19 protein-coding genes are annotated in these 15,975 nt (G+C 56.8%); 11 read left to right on the top strand and 8 right to left on the bottom strand.

What is annotated here, in order from left to right:
- Positions 1 to 69: 69 nt before the first annotated feature.
- A complete protein-coding gene (locus tag FQ179_RS13115) occupies positions 70 to 456 on the top strand; it encodes a diacylglycerol kinase (protein WP_149397781.1) in 387 nt (128 codons plus the stop codon).
- A 28-nt stretch (positions 457 to 484) separates the two neighbouring features.
- The gene (gene pyrF / locus FQ179_RS13120) at positions 485 to 1,330 is read left to right on the top strand and encodes an orotidine-5'-phosphate decarboxylase (protein ID WP_149397782.1); all 846 of its coding nucleotides are present in this window, start codon (positions 485 to 487) and stop codon (positions 1,328 to 1,330) included.
- A 152-nt stretch (positions 1,331 to 1,482) separates the two neighbouring features.
- Here pyrF and FQ179_RS13125 read toward each other — a convergent pair whose 3' ends face one another.
- The 6 genes from FQ179_RS13125 to ribBA are packed head-to-tail and all read right to left on the bottom strand — an operon-like array spanning position 1,483 to position 5,736.
- Positions 1,483 to 1,986 (bottom strand): CinA family protein, encoded by a 504-nt coding sequence (locus FQ179_RS13125; protein ID WP_149397783.1) that lies wholly within the window; start codon positions 1,984 to 1,986, stop codon positions 1,483 to 1,485.
- Positions 1,987 to 2,006: 20 nt separating this feature from the next.
- Positions 2,007 to 2,531: a phosphatidylglycerophosphatase A gene (locus FQ179_RS13130; RefSeq protein ID WP_149397784.1), complete on the bottom strand. Its 525-nt coding sequence runs from the start codon at positions 2,529 to 2,531 to the stop codon at positions 2,007 to 2,009.
- A 40-nt stretch (positions 2,532 to 2,571) separates the two neighbouring features.
- A complete protein-coding gene (gene thiL / locus FQ179_RS13135) occupies positions 2,572 to 3,531 on the bottom strand; it encodes a thiamine-phosphate kinase (RefSeq protein ID WP_149397785.1) in 960 nt (319 codons plus the stop codon).
- Between the two features lie 12 nt (positions 3,532 to 3,543).
- Entirely contained in the window at positions 3,544 to 4,053 is a 510-nt protein-coding gene (gene nusB, locus FQ179_RS13140) for a transcription antitermination factor NusB (RefSeq protein WP_149397786.1), read from the bottom strand.
- Positions 4,013 to 4,552 carry a 6,7-dimethyl-8-ribityllumazine synthase gene (gene ribH, locus FQ179_RS13145; RefSeq protein ID WP_149397787.1) on the bottom strand — a complete coding sequence of 180 codons (540 nt, stop codon included), beginning with the start codon at positions 4,550 to 4,552 and terminating at the stop codon, positions 4,013 to 4,015. The genes nusB and ribH overlap by 41 nt, the downstream gene beginning before the upstream one ends.
- Before the next feature lie 14 nt (positions 4,553 to 4,566).
- Positions 4,567 to 5,736 carry a bifunctional 3,4-dihydroxy-2-butanone-4-phosphate synthase/GTP cyclohydrolase II gene (gene ribBA, locus FQ179_RS13150; protein WP_149397788.1) on the bottom strand — a complete coding sequence of 390 codons (1,170 nt, stop codon included), beginning with the start codon at positions 5,734 to 5,736 and terminating at the stop codon, positions 4,567 to 4,569.
- Between the two features lie 188 nt (positions 5,737 to 5,924).
- Between ribBA and FQ179_RS13155 the strand changes: the two genes are divergently transcribed.
- The 6 genes from FQ179_RS13155 (at position 5,925) to FQ179_RS13180 (ending at position 12,023) form a co-directional block, all read left to right on the top strand.
- A complete protein-coding gene (locus FQ179_RS13155) occupies positions 5,925 to 6,734 on the top strand; it encodes an IclR family transcriptional regulator (RefSeq protein ID WP_149397789.1) in 810 nt (269 codons plus the stop codon).
- Between the two features lie 135 nt (positions 6,735 to 6,869).
- Positions 6,870 to 7,844, top strand: coding sequence for a phosphate/phosphite/phosphonate ABC transporter substrate-binding protein (gene phnD / locus FQ179_RS13160; protein ID WP_255475020.1), 975 nt, complete (start codon positions 6,870 to 6,872; stop codon positions 7,842 to 7,844).
- A 6-nt stretch (positions 7,845 to 7,850) separates the two neighbouring features.
- A complete protein-coding gene (phnC, locus tag FQ179_RS13165; RefSeq protein ID WP_149397791.1) occupies positions 7,851 to 8,621 on the top strand; it encodes a phosphonate ABC transporter ATP-binding protein in 771 nt (256 codons plus the stop codon).
- Entirely contained in the window at positions 8,609 to 9,493 is an 885-nt protein-coding gene (gene phnE, locus FQ179_RS13170) for a phosphonate ABC transporter, permease protein PhnE (protein ID WP_149397792.1), read from the top strand. Before phnC ends, phnE (FQ179_RS13170) begins: the two co-directional genes overlap by 13 nt.
- Entirely contained in the window at positions 9,490 to 10,308 is an 819-nt protein-coding gene (phnE, locus tag FQ179_RS13175) for a phosphonate ABC transporter, permease protein PhnE (RefSeq protein WP_149397793.1), read from the top strand. The genes phnE (FQ179_RS13170) and phnE (FQ179_RS13175) overlap by 4 nt, the downstream gene beginning before the upstream one ends.
- 35 nt (positions 10,309 to 10,343) lie before the next feature.
- Positions 10,344 to 12,023, top strand: a complete 1,680-nt coding sequence (locus FQ179_RS13180) for a CYTH and CHAD domain-containing protein (protein WP_149397794.1) — start codon at positions 10,344 to 10,346, stop codon at positions 12,021 to 12,023.
- 176 nt (positions 12,024 to 12,199) lie between these two features.
- Here the strand turns inward: FQ179_RS13180 and ftsY are convergent, their stop codons facing one another.
- Positions 12,200 to 13,648, bottom strand: coding sequence for a signal recognition particle-docking protein FtsY (gene ftsY / locus FQ179_RS22730; protein WP_370459885.1), 1,449 nt, complete (start codon positions 13,646 to 13,648; stop codon positions 12,200 to 12,202).
- Positions 13,649 to 14,066: 418 nt separating this feature from the next.
- Here ftsY and FQ179_RS13190 point away from each other — a divergent pair, with 418 nt between their 5' ends.
- The 3 genes from FQ179_RS13190 to FQ179_RS13200 all read left to right on the top strand — a co-directional run bounded on the left by FQ179_RS13190 (position 14,067) and on the right by FQ179_RS13200 (position 15,583).
- Positions 14,067 to 14,642 carry an RsmD family RNA methyltransferase gene (locus FQ179_RS13190; protein WP_149397795.1) on the top strand — a complete coding sequence of 192 codons (576 nt, stop codon included), beginning with the start codon at positions 14,067 to 14,069 and terminating at the stop codon, positions 14,640 to 14,642.
- A gap of 92 nt (positions 14,643 to 14,734) precedes the next feature.
- The gene (gene coaD, locus FQ179_RS13195; protein ID WP_149397796.1) at positions 14,735 to 15,247 is read left to right on the top strand and encodes a pantetheine-phosphate adenylyltransferase; all 513 of its coding nucleotides are present in this window, start codon (positions 14,735 to 14,737) and stop codon (positions 15,245 to 15,247) included.
- 84 nt (positions 15,248 to 15,331) lie between these two features.
- Positions 15,332 to 15,583, top strand: coding sequence for a YfhL family 4Fe-4S dicluster ferredoxin (locus tag FQ179_RS13200; protein ID WP_149397797.1), 252 nt, complete (start codon positions 15,332 to 15,334; stop codon positions 15,581 to 15,583).
- A gap of 4 nt (positions 15,584 to 15,587) precedes the next feature.
- Here FQ179_RS13200 and FQ179_RS13205 read toward each other — a convergent pair whose 3' ends face one another.
- Complete coding sequence (locus tag FQ179_RS13205) at positions 15,588 to 15,971, bottom strand: MOSC N-terminal beta barrel domain-containing protein (protein WP_149398325.1); 384 nt, start codon at positions 15,969 to 15,971, stop codon at positions 15,588 to 15,590.
- Positions 15,972 to 15,975: the final 4 nt, after the last annotated feature.

Below are 15,975 nucleotides of genomic sequence, written 5' to 3' on the forward strand. Positions count from 1 at the left end.
CACGTCGGTGAAACAACGCGTCTCTCTCTATAATGCAAGGCTGGCATTCCGCCTTTATGATCGATACTGATGCATTCCACCTACAAAAGCAAAGGCGGCCTGGGCCGCATTTTCAAAGCATTCCGCTATTCGGCCCAAGGGCTAAGCGCCGCTATTCGTCATGAGGCGGCGTTCCGGCAAGAGCTATTTCTGGCGCTTGTACTGACCCCCATCGCATTCTGGATTAGCCGCACAGTGGGAGAGCTGCTGTTGCTGCTCGGCACGCTGGTCTTTGTGCTGGTGATCGAGCTGCTTAACTCTGCCATCGAGGCCATCGCCGATGCGGTCACCATTGAGCACCATCCATTAATCGGTCGCGCCAAAGACCTTGGCAGTGCAGCGGTACTGTTGTCTTTGCTGTTTTCTGCCGTCGTGTGGCTGACAGTAATCGGCTCGATAGTGCTCAACCGCCTATAATCGGCTCTGCTTATATAGACAAATACTCATGAACTTTACGCAAAAACTAGAGCACGCCTGGGCAGGCACAGACTCCATGCTCACGATCGGGCTAGACCCAGATCCACAACGCTTTCCGGCAGAACTATCGGGCCGGCCAGATGCCATTTATGAGTTTTGCCGGGCCATCATTGATGTCACCGCGCCTTATGCCTGCGCAGTCAAACCACAGATTGCTTACTTTTCGGCAGCACGCGCCGAAGAGCAGCTTGAAGCGCTATGCGCCTACATTCATGATGAGCATCCGGGCCTACCCATTATTCTGGACGCCAAGCGTGGCGATATCGGCTCGACAGCCGAGCAATATGCACGCGAGGCGTTCGAGCGCTATGAAGCCGACGCGGTCACAGTAAGCCCGTATCTTGGCTATGACAGCCTTGAGCCTTATCTTGCCTGGCGCACCAAAGGCGTTATCGTGCTCTGCCGCACGTCCAACAAAGGCGGTTCTGACCTGCAGTTTGTCGAGTCGCGGGACGGCGTGCCGCTATACCTGCATGTGGCAGGCCTTGCAGCTGATCAATGGAACACCCACGGCCAATGCGCATTAGTCGTTGGTGCTACGTTTCCGGAAGAAATTGCCAAAGTTCGTGCACGCGTTGGTGATATGCCTTTGCTGATCCCCGGCATAGGCGCACAGGGTGGTGACATACCCGCGACCGTAAGAGCGGGGCGCGACAGTAAAGGCACCGGCATGATGATTAACTCGTCACGTGCCATTTTGTATGCAAGCGGCGGAGATGACTGGCGCGAGGCAGCGGCACATGCGGCAAGAATAACCCGTGATGCCATCAATGCAGCGAATGGCAAAGGCCCTGACAACGCCATTGCCCGTTAAACAGCCAGGCGCTGGTTGACCACCGGTTGACCAAGCCCATGCATCAACGCCATGAGACTTGCTGTGGGGCACGCTCGACCGCTGCACGTGCAAGCCCGGGCCATAGCACCCCGACAACGCTTATGGCCCACTACTGACGGCTAGCCAGGCGGTTACAGCTCGATCAGCTCAATGGCCTTACGCAGGGCAAATTCGACCGTAGCGCGACGTATGGCCGCCCGGTCGCCGCCAAAAATGTGGGTAACAGCTCGGGTGGTTACGCCTTGTGCTGTGCGCTGAGCAAAGCCGAAACACACCATGCCCACGGGCTTTCCGGGAGTGGCCCCGCCAGGCCCGGCAATGCCGGTGATCGAGATGGCAAGGCTGGACAGCTGTGTTGTCGTTAGCACACCCGCCGCCATTTCCATGGCGGTTTCTTCGCTGACGGCGCCAAAACGATCAAGCGTGTCTTCATTGACCAGCAATTGCTCTACTTTTGCCGCATTGCTGTAGGTGATAAAGCCACGATCAAACCACTGGCTGGAGCCCGGCGTTTCTGTCATGGCGGCGGCCAGCAGCCCGCCTGTGCATGACTCTGCGCAAGAGAACATCCAGCCGCGATCGATCAGAAGCCGACCCAGATGCGGTGCAAGCGACGTGTCATTGTTTGTGTTCATGCCAACACCCTCGGTAAACGTTAACCCAGCAGCCCAAACCTGACCAGCACAGCCACAACCAGCAAGCTGTAGACGGCAGCGAGGATATCATCCCACATAACGCCAAAGCCGTTTTTTAAATGGCGGTCAAAATAACGTATGGGTGGCGGCTTGACGATGTCAAAGGCACGAAAAAGCACGAATGCCACGACCTGCGCCTCGATGGCCGATGGCGTCAACCACAGCACGATCCAGAACGCGACAATCTCGTCCCACACCATGCCACCATGATCGGGCTGCCCCATTTCTTTGCCGGTACGATGGCAAACCCAGCACCCCAGCGCAAAGGAAAGAGCCAGCACCACCCCAATGAGCGTGTCGGGCAGGCGCGACACGGCAACAAACCACAACAGCCACCCGGCCAGCGTGCCCCAGGTGCCCGGTGCTGGTCGCAGCAGACCACTGCCGAAGCCAAATGCGACTATGCGCGGAAACGACCGGAATACCCAGCCAGCATGTGGCTTAAAACCGCGTTCAGGAACGGAAGAATTGCTGGTATGGAGCATGAAATAGACACTTTCGGCTACGAAAAGAGAAATCGAAGAATCAGGAAAAATGGTCGAAGCCTGCCGCCCCCAACTGCATAAGCGCCCCCTGCGAATTGACCACCTGTGTACCTGAACCCTGAACAATGGTGCCGATACGGGTAACCCGTGTCGCCGTTTGGCTAGCCAGCGCCTGGATGGCATTACGCCGGCCAGGCAACGCTGTAAAGCATAATTGATAGACGTCGCCGCCCGCAAGCACTGCATCTTGTACGACGGCAGCATCCACACGGCTAAGGTCGGCATGCACAGGCAGTGCTGGATACTGCAACTGGGCGCCACAGTGGCTGGACTGCAGGATGTGGCCCAAGTCTTGCAGCAGGCCGTCAGAAATATCAAGCGCCGCGTTGGCTATGCCAGCCAGGCCCGCCGCAAAGGCCAGTGGCGGCTCTGGCCGTTCAAGGCTGGGCCGTACGGCGGCCAGTATGGCATGGTCGACTGGCAGGCGCCCCTGCAGCATGCGCAGGGCGATATCGGGGGCTCCAAGTGTGCCCGTCACCCAGATGTCGTCACTAACCTGGGCAGCGTTGCGGCGCAACGCCTGTTCGGCACGAACCTGCCCCATGACGGTGACACTTATGACAATGCCTGTATTGCTACGCGTGGTGTCGCCACCCACCAGAGGGCAACCCGCTTCATCGGCAATACGGTAAAAACCTTTGGAAAATGCCGCCAACCATTGATGATCAACAACCGGCAGAGAAAGGCCAAGCAGGCACGCCAGCGGCGTTGCTCCCATGGCAGCCAGGTCGGACAGATTGACGGCCAACGCTTTGTGACCAAGCGCCTGTGGATCAACCTCAGGCAAGAAATGACGCCCCTCAATGAGAAGGTCTGTACTCGTGGCAAGCTGGAAACCGGGCTCGACCGTAAATAGCGCGCAATCATCACCCACGCCCAACATACCTGCAGGCGCGGGCCTGGAAAAATAGCGCCCTATCAGGCCGAACTCGCTTTCCATCGAAATACCGCTTTAACGGCGTGCCGCTGCACTGACCTCGGCACTACGCACGTCTGCCGCCATTTTATCGAGCACACCGTTGACGAACTTGAACCCATCGGTGCCACCAAATGATTTGGCCAACTCTACCGCTTCGTTAATGGCCACTTTGTAAGGCACTTCTACATGATTGACAAGCTCAAAGCTACCGATGAGCAAAATAGCATGCTCAATGGGCGAAAGCTCTACGAGAGGCCGGTCTAGATAAGGCGTGAAATGTTCGCGCAATGCGGGCGCTTCACGCATGACACCGTGCAACAGGGTGCTGTACCAGGCCATGTCAGCCTCATGAAACTCAGGATCATCGCGCAGATGCGCGTCGATTTCACCCGCTTCGCGCATGCTTTCGTCGCCATGCAACAACCACGCATAAACGCCCTGCAGGGCGAACTCGCGCGCGCGACGACGCGCGCTACGGGCGTTTACTCGAGCGCCCTGCGATTTACCGTTTGTCAAGATCTTCGTCCTCGTCTTCGTCGTCATCTTCGTCGTCGTCGTCGTAATCATCATCGTCTTCAGAGTCAGGCTCGAGTGCGGCGACAAGATTTGCCATTTCAATGGCAGTGCGTGCGCAATCACGCCCTTTTTCAGCGGCACGGGCCTGGGCCTGCTCTTCTGTGTCGGTGGTGAGTACACCGTTGGCAACCGGAATACCCGTTTCAAGCGCAACACGACTAATGGCTGATGCGCTTTCGTTGCTAACGATCTCGAAATGATAGGTTTCGCCTCGGATTACCGCGCCCAGCGCGATCAAAGCGTCGAACTCAAAGGTTTCGGCCATTTGCGCCAGGGTCACACCCAGTTCGAGCGCGCCCGGTACTGAAACAACCATGATATCGCGCTCATCGACGCCCAGCTCGGCCAGCTCAGCCAGACACGCCTCGATTTCGGTCTGCCCGATTTCTTCGTTAAAGCGGGCACGCACGATGCCGATGTGCAAGCCTTCCCCGTTCAGGTCGGGAGTCAAAACATATGGGTTCATGGTGAAGGTTCCTATCAGGCGGTTGGTAGAGGGTCACTATCGTAACCTGTTATTGTCAGGGAAAAGCCGGCCATGCTTGGCATTTTACGGGGACGAGCCAGCAGTCTGGCCTTGCCCACGTTAAGGTCGCGCATTATTTGCGCGCCAATGCCGTATGTGCGCAGCCCGTAACGGCTATCGCGGTCGGACATTACGTTTTCTGCGTTATGAGCAAGATTCCAGGCTTCAAACTGGCCAAACAGCAATTCGGCAGACTCTTGGCAGTTAAGCATAATCATTAAACCAGAAGGCGCAGCGGCAATTTTCTGAAGTGCCCGCGGAATGCTCCAGCTATGCGTACTGCTGTCTTCAATTAGTACATCAACCAGTGTAGTGGGCTCGTGCACGCGCACCAGTGTTTCTGTGTCTGGCTGAATTTCACCGTGGCTCAGTGCAAGATGCAGGGCTCCTGAGGCCAGATCGCGGTAGGCTGTCGCCTGGAACGGGCCCCATACGGTTTGCACCGCGCGACTTGCCAGTCGTTCGACCATAGACTCATGCTCGCTGCGGTACTGAATGAGGTCAGCGATAGTGCCGATTTTAAGCCCATGCTCGCGGGCAAACACCATGAGGTCGGGCAACCTGGCCATGGTGCCATCAGGTTTGAGAATTTCACAAATGGCTGCAGCGGGGGTCAGGCCGCCAAGCGCGGTAAGGTCACAGCCGGCTTCAGTATGGCCGGCACGCACCAAAACGCCACCGCGTACCGCCTGCACCGGAAAGATGTGGCCTGGTTGCACCAGATCAGAGGGCTTGGCATCGCGAGCCACGGCAGCCTGTATGGTGCGTGCGCGGTCGGCTGCCGATATGCCGGTATCGACGCCTTCGGCGGCTTCGATAGACATAGTGAAGTTTGTGCCAAAGCGCGTACCATTATTGGACGCCATAAGCGGCAGGTTTAGCTGCTGGCAGCGCTCTTCAGTCAGTGTAAGACAGACCAGCCCCCGAGCATGTGTGACCATAAAGTTTATGGCTTCTGGGGTAACAAATTCGGCAGCCATGAGCAGGTCACCTTCGTTTTCTCGGTCTTCTTCATCCACCAGAATGACCATACGGCCAGCTCGAAGCTCTGCCACAATTTCGGCGACGGGAGAAATCTCACAGGCGAAGTCTGTATCAACAACGGTTTCAGGGGAAGTGGACATTACTCTAGCGCTCGGTTAACTAAGTTGGGCCATTTTAACCCCGTAGCCGCGGGAATACCCGAAGCCACTGTAAAGACGCGGAGCGACGTGCTGTTGTGGGCGTTGTATAGTCCAGAAAGTGCGCAGCCGCGCCACTGCTTAACGCTATAACAACAAGCCCTGCGCCGCACAGCAAGGGCTCTGCCACAATGAAAGAAACCAGACCAGATACCAACGACGGACGACGCAGCATCCAGTCAGTGGAGACCGGCTTTCGTCTTCTGCAAGCTCTGGTCGAGGCCGCCGTGCCGCTTAACCTACGTGACCTTGCCGCGCGGGCCGCCATGACATCGGCCAAGGCACACCCTTATCTCGTAAGCTTTACGCGGGTAGGGGTAGTGCAGCAAGATGCAGTCACCAGCCAGTATGAACTTGGCCCTTTTGCCTTGCAAATGGGCCTGATCAGCCTGCAAAGGCTAGAACCCGTGCGGGTCGCCCTGCCCCATGTAAAACGCCTTGCCGGGCAAATAGGGCACACCCTGGCCATCGCTGTGCTGGGTTCGCACGGCCCCACCATGATCCATATCTCAGAGGCCAGCTATCCGGTGCACGTCAACATGCGCCAGGGTACGGTGATGTCCATGCGACATACCGCAACCGGCCATGTCTTTGCCGCGTGGCTGCCGCACAAGGTGGCAAAGCACTATATTGATCGCGAGATCGGCGATCTGGCTGTGGTAACCAGCATCAGCCCTGATCGCCCCGACGACGACGCGCTACAGGCATTGGCCGCCAACGTGCGGCGCGCCGGCCTTGCGCAAGCTCTGGGCAACCCCTTGCCGGGCATCGATGCGCTCTCGGTACCCGTGTTTGATCACTCGGGCCACATTGTGCTGGCCCTGACCAGCCTTGGCCCCAGCTCGCTGTTTGATGCCAGCGAAAACGGGCCACTGGCGCGCGCCCTGCTAGCCTGCGCGGCCGATATTTCGGCGCAACTAGGGTACAGGCCATCGGGATAACCCCCGTAAACTCACAGCCACGATGCATATTCATGGCTGATTAATTTTGTTAGCATGCTCCGACGGCATATAAAAAATAATGCCTAATAAAAAAATTACATCAGGAGACAAAACATGAAGCTTCGCACCACGCTGATGCTGTCAGCGCTTTTCGCGTTTTCCGGGCTTACCGCCACCGCCAGCGCGCAGGACAACTGCCCTAATCGTGGCGATCTGGACACCATGTACTGTGACGCCAATAAGGACCTGGTTGCGGATGCTCCTACAGACCCTTCCAAATGGAAGGATCCGTCCACGCTGGTGTTCACCTACACGCCAGTTGAAGACCCCGCCGTTTATGCCGACATTTTTTCACCGTTCACCAAGTACCTGTCTCAGTGCGTAGATCGCAAAGTTGTTTTCTACCAGGTACAGAGCAATGCGGCCGAGATTGAAGCCATGCGTTCAAACCGTCTGCATGTGGGCGGTTTCTCCACCGGGCCAACCAACTTCGCGGTGAACCTGGCAGGCGCCGTACCCTTTGCGGTTAAAGGTTATGCCGATGGTTTTCAGGGCTACAACCTGATCATGATCGTTAAAAAAGATAGCCCCTTCCAGAAGCTTAGCGACCTGAAAGGCAAGAAAGTCGCGCACACGTCGCCGTCATCCAACTCGGGCAATATGGCGCCGATTGCGCTATTTCCTGAAGAAGGGCTGGTTCCAGGCACAGACTACAAATTTTTGTACTCGGGCAAGCATGACCAGTCTGTTATGGGTGTGAATTCGGGCGACTATGATGCGGCTGCAGTGGCATCTGACGTATTCCATCGTATGGCAGAGCGCGGCCAGATCAAGGAAGATGATTTCCGCATCATTTATACGAGCCAGAAGTTTCCGACCTCTTCGTTTTCGTATGCCTACGATCTGAAACCTGAGTTCCGTGACACCATGCTTAAGTGCTTCTACGACTATCGCTTCCCCGCCGAAATGAAAGAAGCCTTCGGTGGCGCAGACCGCTTCTACCCGGTCACGTATGAAAAAGACTGGGCAATTGTGCGCCGAGTGGCCCAATCGGCCGGTGAGAGCTTTACCCGCTCTGCCTACGACGAAGCCGCCAAGAAGAAGAACTGAGGCATTATGGGGGCATCGCTGCACATAAAAAACCTGGTCAAGGAATACAGGGCTAACACCCCTGTTCTCAAAGATATCAGCCTTGATATCAGCGGCGAGGGCCTGACGGCCATTATTGGTCCGTCAGGCACTGGGAAAAGCACGCTGCTGCGCTGTGTGAATCGTCTTGTCGATCCCACCCGGGGCAGCATTGTGCTCGATTACGGCGGCGCGCGCGTCGACCTTGCCAAGGTTCGGGGCGCGGCCTTGCGCAAGGCAAGGCGCAATATCGGCATGGTGTTCCAGGAGTACAACCTGGTCGAGCGCCTGACGGTCATGGAAAATCTGTTAACGGGACGGCTGGGATATACCTCAGCGTTCAATGCCTGGCGACGTCATTTTGAAAAAGAAGATATCGAGCACGCCTTTGATCTGCTCAATACCGTGGGGCTGGGCGGGTTTTCCAACCAGCGGGCCGATGCACTGTCGGGTGGGCAGCGCCAGCGTGTGGGTATCGCGCGGGCCCTGATGCAACGCCCGCAACTGCTGCTGGCCGACGAGCCCACCTCATCGCTTGACCCCAAGACCTCTGTAGAAATTATGGAGTTATTGCTGGAGCAAGGTCGCGCTTTCGGCATTCCGGTCATCGTAAACATGCATGATGTCGAGCTAGCCAAACGCTATGCCAGTCGTATTGTCGGGATGTCGGGGGGGCATATTGTGTACGATGGTCAGCATGACGGCCTGAGTGGCGATGTACTCAAGCAGATCTATGGAGGCGAGTCGTGGCTGCAGTAAACACGCCACCAGCAACCCTTGATCACCCTCGCCCGTTCGCCCTTTCCACAAAAGCAAAGCTGGCGCTGGTGCTGGTTGTCATTTATGCGATATTTGCCGCGACGCAGCTGGGTTTTTCGTGGGAACGGTTTGAGGCCGGGCTGGGCCATGGCGCCCGCTTTCTGGCCCGTATGTTTCCACCCAGCACCGAACGCTTGGGCATACTTTGGCAAGGCATAAGCGAAAGCCTGGAGATCGCCGTTCTGGCTTCTACTGCAGGTATTTTGCTGTCACTACCCCTGAGCCTGCTGGCTGCACGCAATTTAATGCCTGTTTGGGCAACCTGGCCTGCGCGTGCGGTGATTTCACTTTGCCGGGCATTGCACCCGGTGATTGTCGCAATTTTGTTCGTGAAAGCCGTCGGCTTTGGCGCCCTGGCTGGCGTGTTGGCGCTTACCGTGGCATCAATAGGCTTTATCGGCAAGCTGTTTACCGAATCTATTGAAGAAATTTCCCTCAAGCAAGTGGAAGCGATTCGTGCTTCGGGCGCGTCCTTTGCCAACGTGATTACTTTTGGCGTGCTACCGCAGGTTTTCGCGCGCTTTGTGGGTTTTTCGACCTACCAGCTTGACTCCAACCTGCGCAACTCAACCATGGTAGGTATTGTGGGTGCAGGTGGTATCGGCGGCACGCTGTTTTCGGCCTTTCAGCGTTTTGATTATGACTTTGTTGCAACCATACTGATCACCATCATTGCCATCATTATGCTGGGCGAGGTGCTGGCTCGCATTGTACGTGCCATCTTGCTCGACAACGTGACGCTAGGCCAGTTGCTGCGGCGCGCCCCACGCGGCGCACCCAGCACCTTGCGACCCGAAGGAGATGATGCATGAGTAGCGCAACAGCCGTCATTGGGCTGAGCAGCAAAGTATGGATCCGATACACGCCTGGGCAGCGACTGCTGCGTTTCGCACTGTATCTGGTCTTCGTGCTGGCGGTCGTGCAATCTGTACGCTCGATCGATGTTATCCCTGAGTTTTTATACGATGCGCCCACGCAAATGGCCGATCTGCTGCATCGCATGTGGCCTGTGTCGTGGCGAAGCTTTCCGGGAGAAATCCAGAGCGCCCTGATCGAAACCCTGCATATGGCCACACTGGGCACCATCCTGGCTGTCATCATGGCTGTGCCTGTAGGCCTGGCCGCGGCCACTAACCTTACCCCGAATCGCGCCATCAACTTTCTGGCCAGGCTTGTTCTGGTATCGAGCCGCTCCATCAATTCACTGGTGTGGGCCTTACTGTTTATTGCCGTGTTTGGGCCGGGCGCACTGGCCGGTACCATCGCCATTGCCTTCAGATCGATTGGCTTTATTGGCAAGCTTCTGGGCGAAGCCATTGAAGATGCCCAGCGTGGCCCTGTCGAGGCCTTGACCGCAACCGGTGCCAGCAAAATGTCTATTATTTTGTATGGCTACTGGCCGCAGATCAGGCCCGCCTTTTGGTCTATCGTGCTATTGCGCTGGGACATCAACGTACGCGAATCGGCGGTGCTGGGGCTGGTGGGCGCGGGCGGCATTGGCATGGCGCTTAACAGTGCCATGGACTTGTTTCAGTGGGACAAAGTCTCGCTGATTCTCGTATTGATCTTCGCCATTGTTATCATTGCAGAAGTGATCATAACGCGCGCGCGTAAAACCTTGCTCTGAACGCAGGGGGTGCTGGCGCAACCCCAACGACATCTTTGGACAAATGGCTGACTTCGCAAAACTTCAAGGGCGGCAAGGACGCTGGCGGGCCCGATGCCTGTACACGGGAGTGTGCCAACGTGCTTGAGCGCGAACTTAAACTCCATGTACCAGGGCCCAGTCGCGAGCCACTAGCTAACGCGTTGCGCCATATGGGTGCCCGTGATCAGCGCCTGCGTGCGCGTTACTTTGACACGCAAAACCGCGACCTGGCCCGTGCTGGCGTTGCGCTGCGGCTGCGCCTGGAAGGCGACCAGTGGGTGCAAACGATTAAAGCCCCCGGCCCTGACGAGCTGTCGCGTATAGAGTTAAACCACCCATGCCCCAACTCAGAGCTCGATCTGACGCTCTATAAAGACAGCGTTATAGAGCCTATGTTGGCAGGCCTGGAGCATGCCCTCAAAGTACGTTACGAAACCGATGTCAACCGCCTGACGCTGGTTCAGGAAACCAGCCACGGCGTGGTTGAACTCGCCTGCGACCGTGGCGTCGTCAGATCAGGCAAGCTGGTGTTTGAGATCTGGGAACTTGAGCTTGAGCAAGTGTCGGGGCATATGAGCGCCGTATTTACACTTGCCAGGCAATGGCTGCAACAGTATGGCCTGATTCTTGACCTGCGAAGCAAGGCCGAGCGTGGTGATCAGCTCGCACGCGCTATTACGATGCCAGCGCCCAAGCGCGCAGGCAAGGTCAGGCTGGAAAAAACCATGACGGTACGGCAGGCCTATGCGCTATCCCTGGGAGAATGCGTCAGCCAGATCATTCGCAATGCCACCAGTTTGGCTGGCGTCGATACCGCCGAGGCGGACACGCATGCAAAATTTGAGTACGCGCAGTATTTGCGGGTGGGCATGCGGCGCCTGCGTTCTTGCCTTAAGTTTTATGGCAAGTGGGAAAAGGTCAACAAGCTGCTGAATGATCAGCGGCTGCGTGATTACTTTGATTTTCTGGGCGATGTGCGCGACCAGGACGTTCTGCGATTTCACATTGCGCCACAACTGGTTAAGGCAGGTATGCCTGATCTGCCTGTGCCCGTTACGGCGCCGGCAACGGCGAACACCTCCACAGGCTCAGCGGCAGCACGGGGAGCAAACCAGAACGCGCCAAAGAATGGCGCGCCGCCGCAAACACAAACATCACTACCTGCGGTCTATACCGCTTCGGCCGGGCCAGCCCAACTCGCGGGCAATGTTGCATTCCAGCTATACCTGCTCGATTTGCTCGAAACCTTGCTCTCGCTGGGCGACCAGCAAAAGCCCAGAAAGGTCGACGAGCGGGAACTGGGCGACGTGCTGGGCAAACGTCTGAAAAAATGGCTAAAACAGATATGCCGGCGCGGTGTCCATTTTGAGCACTTGGCTATAGAGGCCCAACATGATTTGCGCAAAAAGCTCAAACGACTGCGCTATTGTGTAGAGCTTTCCTCGTCTGTCTTGTCTGACACAAAACTGGTGGCGCTACGCCCCTTGCTCAGACAAATGCAGCACACCATGGGTGATCTTAATGACCTGTATAACGCTGAGGTTGCCTACCAGGGGCTGGCAACCACCGATGCAGCCGCGTTCAAGGCAGTGAGCTGGACCAAAGAAAGGCAAAGTCAGATAAAGCACCAGATTGAGGTGGATTTCAGGATGCTTACCCGGGAAGTTCTTGGAGAAGAACCGGACGAGGCTTGATGTTGCCGCAGGCTTGATGTTGCCGCAGGCTTGATGTTGCCGCAGGCTTGATGTTGCCGCAGGCTTTTTTGGCTGCGGTAAACGCCTTAGCCAAAAAAGCCTGCGGTACTCCTGCCGTATCTCCGCTGCCTCACTGTGACCCGGTGGCAATCTTGCTGCTGCCCTTCTTCCACCTCTCAGTCACCCAACAGGGCTGCGGCAAATTCTCTTGCAACAAAAGGCTGGAGGTCATTTAACCCTTCGCCCACGCCTATCCAGTAAACCGGAATGGGGCGAACTCCCTGACTGCCTGCGGCAACGGCGGCAAGGGTGCCGCCTTTGGCCGTACCATCGAGCTTGGTCACTACCAGGCCAGTCAGGTTGATGGCGGCATCAAAAGCGCGAATCTGTGCGAGCGCATTTTGCCCGGTGTTGCCGTCAACCACCAGCAGCACCTCATGCGGCGCACTGCCGTCAGCCTTGCCAATGACGCGCTTGATCTTTTTGAGCTCTTCCATCAAGTGCAGTTGCGTGGGCAGCCTGCCGGCCGTATCAACCATGACAACATCGGCCTCACGGGCACGACCCGCGTTAACCGCATCGAACGCCACAGCTGCGGGGTCACCGCCCTCTTGTGCGATGACGGTCACGTTGTTGCGCGCCCCCCACTCCATTAGCTGTTCTCGTGCAGCGGCGCGGAAGGTGTCCCCGGCAGCAAGCAGAACTTTGGCATTCTGGGCCTGAAAGAGGAAGGCAAGCTTGCCGATTGACGTTGTTTTGCCCGCGCCGTTCACGCCGGCAATCATCATGACTAGCGGTTTAACCTGCCCCAGCGGGAAGGCCTTTTCGAGCGGTGCAAGGTGATCGGTCAAGATGTCACGCAGTGCATTTTTTACCTGGGCGGCGTCCTCTAGCCGCTCTTTGCGAACACGTGCACGCAATGCCGCAAGCAATTTATCAGTCGCCTCCATGCCCGCGTCCGCCATGATGAGTGCAGTTTCGAGCTCTTCAAACAGGTTTTCGTCGACTTTTACGCCCACAAAAAGGCCACCAATGCTCTGACCTGTACGGGCCAGGCCTTTTTTCAGACGCGCCAGCCACGAAGTTTTTACGGGGGCTGCGGGCGCAGCCTGCGCTGCCGCCTGTTGATCTGCTTCAGCCTGTCGATCTGCTTCAGCCTGTCGATCTGCTTCAGCCTGTCGGTCTGCTTCGGCTTGTCGCTTTGCTGCTGCCTGTCGTTCTGCCTCAGCCTGTCGCTCTGCTTCGGCTTGACGTTCTGCTTCGGCTTGACGTTCTGCCTCAGCCTGTCGTTCTGCCTCAGCCTGTCGTTCTGCCTCAGCCTGTCGTTCTGCCTCAGCCTGTCGTTCTGCTGCTGCCTGACGTTCTGCTTCGGCCTGACGTTCTGCCTCAGCCTGTCGTTCTGCTGCTGCCTGACGTTCTGCTTCGGCCTGACGTTCTGCTTCGGCTTGACGGTCTGCTTCGGCTTGACGGTCTGCTTCGGCTTGTCGCTCTGCTGCTGCCTGACGCTCTACTTCTTCCTGGCGCTCCGCCTCAGCCCGTCGCTCTACATCAACCTGCCGCTCTGCCTCGGTCTGTCGTGCAGCTTCAGCCAGCCGTTCTACCTCAACCTGCTGTTCCGCCTCAATTTGCTGCCCTACCCCAGCCAGACGTTCTATCTCTGCCTGCCGCTCTGCTTCAACCTGACGTTCTGCTCCAGCCTGCTGCTCTACCCCAGCCAACCGCTCTACCTCGGCCTGCAGCCCGTCGCCCGCCTGTCGCTCTACGCCAGCCAGCCGTTCTACCTCGGCCTGTCGTGCTCCCGCGTCATCGGCAACATGGGCGGATTCTGCCGCCTCTGTTGTCGGCTGTGCGGTGGCGGATTGGTCGCTCTGGCCAACAGCAGGTGCACCCTCGTCGGGAACCGACGCTGGGTCTACCTTGTGCTCATCGTTTTCAGAGGCCGCACGCTTTTTTCTTTTAAAAAAACTGAACATACGTTTTACACTACCCAATTAAATACAACTCGGCCCGGCATTACGCCCGGGCCTGAAGAACCGACCACGCATGAAAAAACATGTAGTCCGTATTGTAGGCGGTGATTATCGCAAAACGCCCATTACGGTTATTGATGCCCCCGACCTGCGACCAACTCCCGATCGTGTGCGTGAAACACTGTTTAACTGGCTGCGCCACTTCTGGGCTGATGATTTTACGCACAAGCGTGTATTAGACCTTTTCGCCGGCACAGGCGCTTTGGGCTTTGAAGCGGCTTCGCACGGCGTAGCGCATGTACAAATGGCTGAAACCAACCCTGCCGCGGTAGCTGCCCTGCGTGCCTTGCGCACACGACTCAAGGCTGATTGTGTACGTATCCATGCGGGTGACGCCTTGACGGTTCTCGACCGCAGCAGTGCCCCTTTTGATCTGATTTTGCTTGACCCTCCTTTTGGTCAAGCTTGGCTAGACCGCCTCTGGCCGCGCTTGCCCGCTGTGCTACACCCTGATAGCCTTGTATATGTGGAGTCAGAAGCGGCATTCATACCACCCGAAGACTTCCAGGTATTACGCCAATCGCGGGCTGGTCAAGTGCATTTCCAACTTCTGCGATTTGCTGCATTGCAAAAAAAAGTCAATAATTAGCCGTCAGAATTAAAATCGGCCCGGCCTCGGGATCTTCCTGCGCTGGGCTGCCATCGTGGCGAGACAACACATTTTTCAAAGCGCACTACCCCATGATCATTGCAATCTACCCCGGCACATTCGACCCCATGACACGCGGACATGAAGATCTGGTCAGAAGGGCAGCTGGTCTTTTCGACCAGGTGGTAGTCGGTGTTGCCCACAGCCATGCCAAAAAGCCTTTTTTCAATCTCAATGAGCGGGTAGAAATCGCCCAAGAAGTCCTCAGCCATTACCCAAATGTTCACGTGCGCAGCTTTGCAGGCCTGCTTAAAGACTTTGTGCGCGAACAAAATGGACGCGTGATTGTGCGAGGTTTGCGGGCGGTGTCTGACTTCGAATACGAATTTCAGATGGCCGGCATGAATCGCCACCTGTTGCCTGAGGTCGAAACCCTGTTCATGACACCCTCCGACCAATACCAGTTCATTTCGGGCACGATTGTGCGCGAAATTGCCACGCTGGGCGGCGATGTCAGCAAATTTGTGTTTCCGTCAGTGGAGCGCTGGCTGCACACCAAGGCCAAGCAAGTGCGCACTGAGCGAGAGCAGAACGACAACGGGTAATCGCGACGCCGGCGCGTATCGGCATTACACTATCAGGTGTAGTTGCCGACTTCCGGCTGTTTTTCACTTTTGCAGGAAACCATCATGGCGCTTCGCATTACCGAAGAATGCATCAACTGCGATGTCTGCGAGCCGCAATGCCCTAACACCGCGATTTACATGGGCGAAGAGATCTACGAGATCGACCCTTCGCTGTGCACCGAATGCGTGGGCCATTTTGATGAGCCCCAATGCCAGGTAATATGCCCGGTTGAGTGCATTATTATCGACGAAAACCACACTGAAAGCCCCGAGCAGTTGCAGGCCAAGTACGAACACCTAATCGCCGAAGCCTAAACGGCTAGCCAGGCCAGGTTACTGGTTTCTGATCAGGGTGCAACTTCATGAGCCGGCATGGCTGCTTCAGATAGGTTGAAAACCACACGGCCGCCATCTCGCCCTCATCAACCACATCGAGTGTCTGCGCCCCCAGCGTCGCTTTTGTGCGCACACTGTCATCGTCTTCGATGACATCAAGGGGAATATCAAGGCGCAGCATGCCGGGTGCGCGCAAGACCAGATACCCGAACCGCAGCTGTACATTGATCTTACCCAGATCTGGCTGCTGAACCGGCGACATCCAGACGCCTTGCGGATCAACAACCATCCAGCGCCTGTCATAGCTGGCGGCATCATCGCTGGCGACACCGCTGCAGCCAGCCACTGGAAAATAATCAGTAGTCATTGTT

It is taken from the genome of Pusillimonas sp. ANT_WB101, from assembly GCF_008369125.1.
GTDB lineage: Bacteria > Pseudomonadota > Gammaproteobacteria > Burkholderiales > Burkholderiaceae_B > Allopusillimonas.

What these genes read in the sequence shown, in the direction of transcription:
- FQ179_RS13115 (WP_149397781.1), top strand. Translation starts at nt 70, where the DNA reads ATGCATTCCACCTACAAAAGCAAAGGCGGCCTGGGCCGCATTTTCAAA.
- pyrF (WP_149397782.1), top strand. Translation starts at nt 485, where the DNA reads ATGAACTTTACGCAAAAACTAGAGCACGCCTGGGCAGGCACAGACTCC.
- FQ179_RS13125 (WP_149397783.1), bottom strand. Translation starts at nt 1,986, where the DNA reads ATGAACACAAACAATGACACGTCGCTTGCACCGCATCTGGGTCGGCTT.
- FQ179_RS13130 (WP_149397784.1), bottom strand. Translation starts at nt 2,531, where the DNA reads ATGCTCCATACCAGCAATTCTTCCGTTCCTGAACGCGGTTTTAAGCCA.
- thiL (WP_149397785.1), bottom strand. Translation starts at nt 3,531, where the DNA reads ATGGAAAGCGAGTTCGGCCTGATAGGGCGCTATTTTTCCAGGCCCGCG.
- nusB (WP_149397786.1), bottom strand. Translation starts at nt 4,053, where the DNA reads ATGACGACGAAGACGAGGACGAAGATCTTGACAAACGGTAAATCGCAG.
- ribH (WP_149397787.1), bottom strand. Translation starts at nt 4,552, where the DNA reads ATGAACCCATATGTTTTGACTCCCGACCTGAACGGGGAAGGCTTGCAC.
- ribBA (WP_149397788.1), bottom strand. Translation starts at nt 5,736, where the DNA reads ATGTCCACTTCCCCTGAAACCGTTGTTGATACAGACTTCGCCTGTGAG.
- FQ179_RS13155 (WP_149397789.1), top strand. Translation starts at nt 5,925, where the DNA reads ATGAAAGAAACCAGACCAGATACCAACGACGGACGACGCAGCATCCAG.
- phnD (WP_255475020.1), top strand. Translation starts at nt 6,870, where the DNA reads ATGCTGTCAGCGCTTTTCGCGTTTTCCGGGCTTACCGCCACCGCCAGC.
- phnC (WP_149397791.1), top strand. Translation starts at nt 7,851, where the DNA reads ATGGGGGCATCGCTGCACATAAAAAACCTGGTCAAGGAATACAGGGCT.
- phnE (WP_149397793.1), top strand. Translation starts at nt 9,490, where the DNA reads ATGAGTAGCGCAACAGCCGTCATTGGGCTGAGCAGCAAAGTATGGATC.
- FQ179_RS13190 (WP_149397795.1), top strand. Translation starts at nt 14,067, where the DNA reads ATGAAAAAACATGTAGTCCGTATTGTAGGCGGTGATTATCGCAAAACG.
- coaD (WP_149397796.1), top strand. Translation starts at nt 14,735, where the DNA reads ATGATCATTGCAATCTACCCCGGCACATTCGACCCCATGACACGCGGA.
- FQ179_RS13200 (WP_149397797.1), top strand. Translation starts at nt 15,332, where the DNA reads ATGGCGCTTCGCATTACCGAAGAATGCATCAACTGCGATGTCTGCGAG.
- FQ179_RS13205 (WP_149398325.1), bottom strand. Translation starts at nt 15,971, where the DNA reads ATGACTACTGATTATTTTCCAGTGGCTGGCTGCAGCGGTGTCGCCAGC.